Annotated in this window: 5 protein-coding genes; 2 read left to right on the forward strand and 3 right to left on the reverse strand. The window is 50.8% G+C overall.

Features of this window, described 5'->3' with window-relative positions; translation table 11 throughout:
- Both IQ235_RS14820 and IQ235_RS14825 read right to left on the reverse strand, forming a co-directional pair.
- Positions 1 to 2,019: AAA family ATPase (locus IQ235_RS14820; protein ID WP_264322218.1), on the reverse strand; the 2,019-nt coding region annotated here is incomplete at its 3' end.
- Between the two features lie 467 nt (positions 2,020 to 2,486).
- The gene (locus IQ235_RS14825) at positions 2,487 to 3,422 is read right to left on the reverse strand and encodes a polysaccharide deacetylase family protein (RefSeq protein ID WP_264322219.1); all 936 of its coding nucleotides are present in this window, start codon (positions 3,420 to 3,422) and stop codon (positions 2,487 to 2,489) included.
- 59 nt (positions 3,423 to 3,481) lie between these two features.
- Here IQ235_RS14825 and IQ235_RS14830 point away from each other — a divergent pair, with 59 nt between their 5' ends.
- Positions 3,482 to 3,763 carry an acylphosphatase gene (locus IQ235_RS14830; protein ID WP_264322220.1) on the forward strand — a complete coding sequence of 94 codons (282 nt, stop codon included), beginning with the start codon at positions 3,482 to 3,484 and terminating at the stop codon, positions 3,761 to 3,763.
- Positions 3,764 to 4,418: 655 nt separating this feature from the next.
- Complete coding sequence (locus IQ235_RS14835; RefSeq protein ID WP_264322222.1) at positions 4,419 to 5,063, forward strand: ABC transporter ATP-binding protein; 645 nt, start codon at positions 4,419 to 4,421, stop codon at positions 5,061 to 5,063.
- A gap of 17 nt (positions 5,064 to 5,080) precedes the next feature.
- Here the strand turns inward: IQ235_RS14835 and IQ235_RS14840 are convergent.
- Positions 5,081 to 6,904 (reverse strand): amylo-alpha-1,6-glucosidase (locus IQ235_RS14840; RefSeq protein ID WP_264322221.1); only part of this gene is annotated, 1,824 nt, incomplete at its 5' end.

Genomic DNA, 6,904 nt, shown 5'->3' on the forward strand with positions numbered 1-6,904 from the left:
CTTCACCTCACCCCCCCAACCCACAATCCACCGCTTCAAATCCACATCCCCCACCGACCAACGCGGTAACCGAACCCGAACCCGATGGGGAAACTGACTATCCCCCGTCCCCTGGAGGCTAAATATCGATCGATTGCGCGAACTGCCCGACCGCTTCGGCGACATCTGCATCTGCGCAAAACGTTGGGTTCCCTCGCTGATAAACCGGAAACTGCCATCGCTACACCACAACTCCACTACGATTTCCATCTGCTGCCGTCCGTTACCACTCAGATACAACTTTTGTTCGGCTGCCGAATTCCCCAGAAATGCCCCGGCACTGGCATCGTATAATTGCGTCAGCCGCTTGAGGGCAGTTTTCTGCTGCTGCATGGAACGAGTTTGATGTGTCGGTTGCCCCAAAAAAAGGCGATCGAGTCGTCCGAACCGCAGCAACCCATCTTTATCTCCCCCGCAACACTCAAATCCCAGATACCAGGCAATGTTGTGAAACACTAACTGAAGCGGCCAAACACAGAAAAATTCCTCTACATCCCCTACAAACCGTCCTCCCCCTTGCAACCGCTTAAGTTCGAGTAACTCGCCGGTTTCAATCCCCCGTTCTAGGATTTCCGTATGGCGAATCAACGCCGATGAGGGTAAATCCGCCGGATTGAATATCGACTTCGTTCCCAAAACCCGTACCGGATACCTCTCGTCTGCGGCGAGCAATTTTGACTGTTTGAGGCGATCGCCAAAAATCTGATACGCTTCCAATGCCACGGGATCGTCGAACCGTTGCGCCTGAGATTGCAGCAACTTATATGCCGCATTCAACTCTGAAGGGGTAAGAATCGCCGTTCCGATGAAGTATCCCCGACGGTAGGAAGCGGCGTTGAAAATGCCGTAGGGTTTGAGTGCTTTTTCGATATCCCGGCGCAAGTTATCGCGGGTTTCCCCGACGATGCCACTCTCAGCGAGTTGTTGCACCAGGGTATCGAGGCTGTTTTCCCCCGGTATTTCTTGAAGGGGGGAACGGAGGATGGCGCGGATAATCCCCATCAACCGCAAGAATAACAGGCGATCGCTATAACGGTGAGTTTCGGTGTTGGCAGGACGTTTGCAGGTTTCCAAGGTAATGGCAGTATGGTGAGATCTGCCGACAGATGTAAGGGTTTTGGTAAGGGTTTTGGTAGGGGTTTTGGTGGGAGTTTTGGGATGGATAAAACCGTTGGCTTCCAACCACGCCAAATCCCGCGCAATGGCATCGATATCCGCATACACTGCCCCATGTTCCCGCGCCATCGCCACACTGACTTCTTCGGCAGATGTCTCGAATTCCATCTCTTTATCCATATCTTGACGATCGCGATTGCCTAACCCTGGATGGTGCAAAATCAGGGCAATCAGAAACATCAGGCGATCGAAATCTAACAGCAAAGAGTATGGATGCCACTCCACTTGACGGCTGCGGTTGGCGCGACTGATGCGGCGGCGAGGCAAACTCTCAATTTTGCGCAATACTTTGGCTAAATCGTAATTCCCCTCGGAATCCAGAGGAACCGCGTTCACATCCACAAACCCTTCCGCAGCCATTGGGGGAAACCGTTCGAGGGCAGTTGCCATATCGTCGAGAATGGCATCGGGAACGATGCGTTGGCGTTGTTGGTTGCGTTGCTTGCAGATGGCGATATCGGTATCGAGATGCCACGCCATCCATTCAATTCGATCGTCTATTTTGGGGTGAGTTTCTAACTGTTGTTGGATTGGCTGGAGAAATCCCAACCGCCAGGGACGTTTGGCATTGGTGGCATCGTAAATAATCGAAGTTCCATTGGCGATATGGGTGCAAATTTGGGCAAATACTTCTGCTTCGATGGCTTTCCAATCCCCCTGAACGGATTCATCGCCGAAGAGTTGTTCTCGAATCGAATCGGTGGAGACGATCGCATAGGATGAATCCGCTTCAATCCACTGTTGGGCAAAGGTGGATTTACCGCTACCGGGAATGCCAATTAGGAAGTTAAAAATCAAGGACATTTTGAAGTTATTTTTTTATCGAAATAGTCCATTTATATATATATTCTATCGATTTGAATGCGATCGAACTCAGTTTTATACCCTGACAAATTGAGGGGTTTCTATTAAAGCGATATTATGCGCCCTAGTTTTAAAGAAAAAAGAGTAAAAAAAAGGGAGGCAAAATATTAGAATTTGAAATAGTTATAGATTTCCTAAAGAGCGTCAAAACACGATCGCGAACTGCGATTATAGCAATCGATCGAAAGTTTTTTGCAGATGGCACAGAACCGATCGCTTATCCCTACAGCATAAAATGCAGATCTAATAAAGCGCTATTTTTTGACGCGCACGACCGGTATGGCCTACCACCGATGACCCGCTTCAATCCAATGATGTTGCCTTTTGCGAATTAAACGGATACAAATGCGCTCTTGCTCGCTCGATCGCTACCGCCATTTAGAGGGCGAAGCTCGAATAGACTGGGATTAAATCCAACCCCCTTTTGCTAAGCGAATTAATCGTTGTGGTGGAATGTTTTGATGAATGCTAACGCGCGGAATTTGATAAGGATTTTTAAGTTTTCCTTTGAGGGTTTGATTGCTATAATTGTATCCAGAAAAGTAATATTTCTTGACTGCATTTTCCACCCGATCGTCTGCCGCTCCAAACGGATAAGCAATGTGATTGGCAACGATTCGATCGCTATCGACATCTCGAGTACACTCTCGAAGAATTTGTTGAGATTTAGACAGATCGTCCTCTAACTTTTGGGAATCGAGTTCTGTTAAATTCGTGTGATTTGCGCCATGAGATTGCAGATCGTAGAATCCCGCCGCCAATCCGGCTCGAAAATCTTCGCAACTGACCCGATCGAGACCGCTGGGTATATCTTTACCTAACTTTCCCATAAAAGGTGGATTGACAAACCAAACAATTTCGATCGCCCGATCGTATTTTTCTTGGAGCTTTATCGCTAAGTCGAGAATATTCTCGTGAGCGTTTTGATACCCATCATCGACGGTAATCATCACTCTTTTTTGTCCCTTGCGACTGTCAGGTATCGGTTTTGTATTAGAACCGATAAAATAATCGTAGAGGTCTTGAGTGGAGAGAAACCAATAGTTATTTTTAACTAAATATTCGAGCAGTTCCTCTAAATCTTGTTTAGTATAATCTCCATGCCGTTTCTCGCGCTGGGGTGGCATTTGGGTGGTATTGGTAACATCGATAATATCGTGAAAGCCAAAAATCGCAATTTCCTCGGTGACGAGTTCCCAAATGACTTTTGTCAGAGTCAAACTCAAAAGAAATATTAACAGAAAACTGACAATTTGCCGACGACGGCGAGTTCCCCACTTTTGCAACCACTCCCGTCCTTGCTTGACCCCATATTTGAGATTGGTTTTGATTCGTGCGAGCAAAAACAGCGATCCTCCGGTGAAACGATTTGGTCAACCCCATCTTTACGTAACAGATTACTATGGAACCCTCTCACACTCACATTCGCGCCTATATTTCCGGTCGAGTCCAAGGTGTCGGATATCGCTTCTCGACCGCCCGCGAAGCCAAGCGGTTGGGAATTGTCGGTTGGGTGCGAAATTTGCCCGACGGTCGGGTGGAAGCCGCCTTTGAAGGAACCCGACAGCAGATCGAAGGGATGCTGGGTTGGTGTCATCGAGGGCCAAAAGGGGCGATGGTGGAAAATGTGACGATTGAAAATCGGGCACATCAACGTTATCGCGGGTTCGAGATTCGGCGCTAAATTCAAACCATTGGTGTAGCTCGAACGAGATCTGCCTTTTGGGTCATTTTCTCAGCTTAGATTCACGCAATTGTCAAAGGCAAGTCAGAAAATGAGTGCAGAATATACAACATATAGATCGATGTGGGGCAAACAGCCAATGCCTCCCGCTCCAAAGCCACGATAGCTCAATCGCCAACGATGACCCGCTCGAACTGCACGACCTGGAATGCCCCGATCCGTCCCTGTCATACCCCACGAGTCAAATATCGACTCGATCGCCGTTTCAGATTAACCCTAGGTAATAATGGAGTTATTTCAATAACTTCTTACCCTTGGTAAAGGTCGTCGGTCTTCAGCCCATTCTGAACCCGATTCTCGCCCACTTGCCTGGTTCGATCGGGCGTGCTGAGTTTTTCTCAACCATCGGGCAGTGTATAGAACCACCCGCCTGTTTTAATCTGCCTTCAGGGCTTCTTGATGAGGTGAGTGCGCGAATGCATAAACTCGCTCCACTCAGACGTATGTCAATAATGAGGACTCGACTGGAACACTTATAATGATTACTGTTTCGCAACTTCAGTCTCCTGTGTCTACCCAAAGTTCCCAGACGGTAGCAACACCTATTTGCTCTAAAAACATCCATTCTGGTGCCATTGCTGCTGAGGGAATTGAAATGACCTTTCATTCTGGAGGGTTCGGTTCTCGGGTGCTCAAAGGTATCGATTTAGCTATCCCTCACGGGAGCATTCAGATTTTGATGGGGCCATCGGGATCGGGGAAAACCACCTTACTCTCGATTCTGTCGGGATTGCTAACTCCCACGACCGGTCGAGTGTGCTTGCTCGGTCAGAATATTACCCAGATGTCTCGCAAGCAACTCTCAAAATTTCGTCTAGACCATATCGGCTTCATTTTCCAGGGATTTAACCTATTTCCGGCGTTGAGTGCCGCCCAAAATGTCGAAGTGGCTCTCCATTTAAAGAATATTAGAGGTCGAAAGGCGCGCGATCGGGCGCATGACCTCCTAGAACAGGTGGGTTTGGGCGATCGAGTCCATAGTTTGCCCCGCAACCTCTCGGGGGGACAAAAACAGCGAGTGGCGATCGCGCGGGCTTTAGCTGGCAACCCTCAACTCATTATGGCCGACGAACCGACGGCCGCACTCGATTCCCAAAGCGGTCATACAGCCATCGAACTGTTGCGCAAGCTGGCGAAAGAGGAAGGTGTTACAGTCCTGATGGTGACTCACGATCCCCGAATTCTCGATGTGGCCGATCGCGTCGTTCACCTCGAAGATGGTCGGTTAACGTCCAAGTGACCCGTTTCTCCCTCGATTCAACCGAACTCTCTCGTCTCTCTCGATGAGACGAGAGAGCGCACCCTCAGCACCTCCGCAACGCTCCAAGCCTGGGCAAAACACCCTCTTGGAGTCATGGGCGGGTCGCCATCAAAAATTTCGCTAATACTTCCCAAACCCGCCCCTTGCAGGTGGTGCACCATCGGTTCGAGAAATTCGAGTGCCCTTTGGGGATCGTTATACACTCGGAAGTGAGCCTCCACGAACGGCCCGATGAGCCATCCCCAAGTGGTTCCCTGATGGTACGCGCCATCTCGCTGTTGCCGATCGCCCCCGTAATGACCTCGGTACTGGGGATCGCTTGGCGCGAGCGATCGCAGCCCGTAGGAGGTTAGCAATTCCCGACCGCACGCATCCACGATCGCCTTTTGCTGCCGGGGTTGCAGGAGAGGTTTGGCGTACTTGCCGCAGACTCCCGAAAGAGAAACCGCCAGGAGTTGGTTGGGACGCAAAGCCCGATCGTTGCCCGAGGGAGTATCGAGGACATCGTAACAGTAGCCGGTGGTGGGATTCCAGAAGCGCTCGAACCCAGCAACCGTTCGTTCGGCCAGGTCGCGGTATTCTCCATCAGGATACCCAAGGATTTTGGCAACCTCCGAGGCAATTCTCAAGGCGTTGTACCACAGCGCGTTGATCTCGACGGGTTTTCCGTGGCGCGGTGTCACCACCCAATCATCCACTTTGGCATCCATCCAGGTGACTTGCACTCCCGGTTCCCCGGCATAAATCAATCCATCTTGGCGATCCCAATGAATGTTGTATCGAGTTCCCTGTCGGTACCAGCGGATAATTTCTTCGATGGCAGGGAAAATCGCTTCTAAAAAGTCGCGATCGCCCGTTGCCGCGTAGTACGATCGCACCGCTTCGGCGAACCAGAGACTGGCATCAGCGGTGTTGTAGGCTGGGGTATCGCCCCGATCGGGAAACACGTTAGGCAGCATTCCCCGATCGAGATAGCGAGCGTAGGTGCCCAGAATCGTTCGGGCAATCTCGGGTCGTCCCGTCAATAGGGTCAATCCCGGCAAGCTAATCATCGTATCCCGTCCCCAATCGGCAAACCAAGGGTAGCCGGCAATAATCGTTTTTCCATCGGGTCGAGCGCTCAGGGGACGGTTGACAATAAACTGGTCTGCGGCCAGAACGAGGCGATCGACCCATTCCGGCTTGCCAGTCGCTTTGAGATAGGGCACCTTCGAGGATTGCTCGAGGAGTTGCCGTTCGTAAGCCCGACGTTCTGCCAATGCCGCCAGACCATCTAAATTGGGCGTTGGATCGGTGCTGGCGACAACCGTTAGCGATTCTCCCGGTTCGAGAGCGATTTCAATGGTGGCAGCGTGAAGGTGATTTTCTCGATCGCCCGTTCCCCGATACCGTTCGATGGCCAGATCGAAGTTTTCGTACCATGTCGGCGAAATCGAGCAAGTGGCATCGGTGCGATCGCGCCATAGGTAAAACGGAACGGCATCGTCGAAAGCGATAAGGCGAATACCGCGATCGATCGCGTCGACTCGCCAATCTACCTTCGTGCTACCCCCATGGCGATCGCGATAGTTAACCAGGGCTTTGAGGGATAGCTTCAGCGTCCCAGATCCCCGAGTGAAGGTGTAGCGAATATAGGTTGTATTTTGTCCTTGTTGCATCCACAGGCGCTTTTCGAGCAGTGCATCCCCACAAGCAAAGATCCAAGTGGGAATCGTGCCCTCGAGACGGAAATGCGCCAGGTGGTGGTAACCGCGCGGCTCGATCGACCCGCTTGCCCAACGGTTTGTGTAGAGAGGGTAGATGCAATTGCCATACTCAAC

Source organism: Zarconia navalis LEGE 11467, from assembly GCF_015207075.1.
GTDB lineage: Bacteria > Cyanobacteriota > Cyanobacteriia > Cyanobacteriales > Geitlerinemataceae > Zarconia > Zarconia navalis.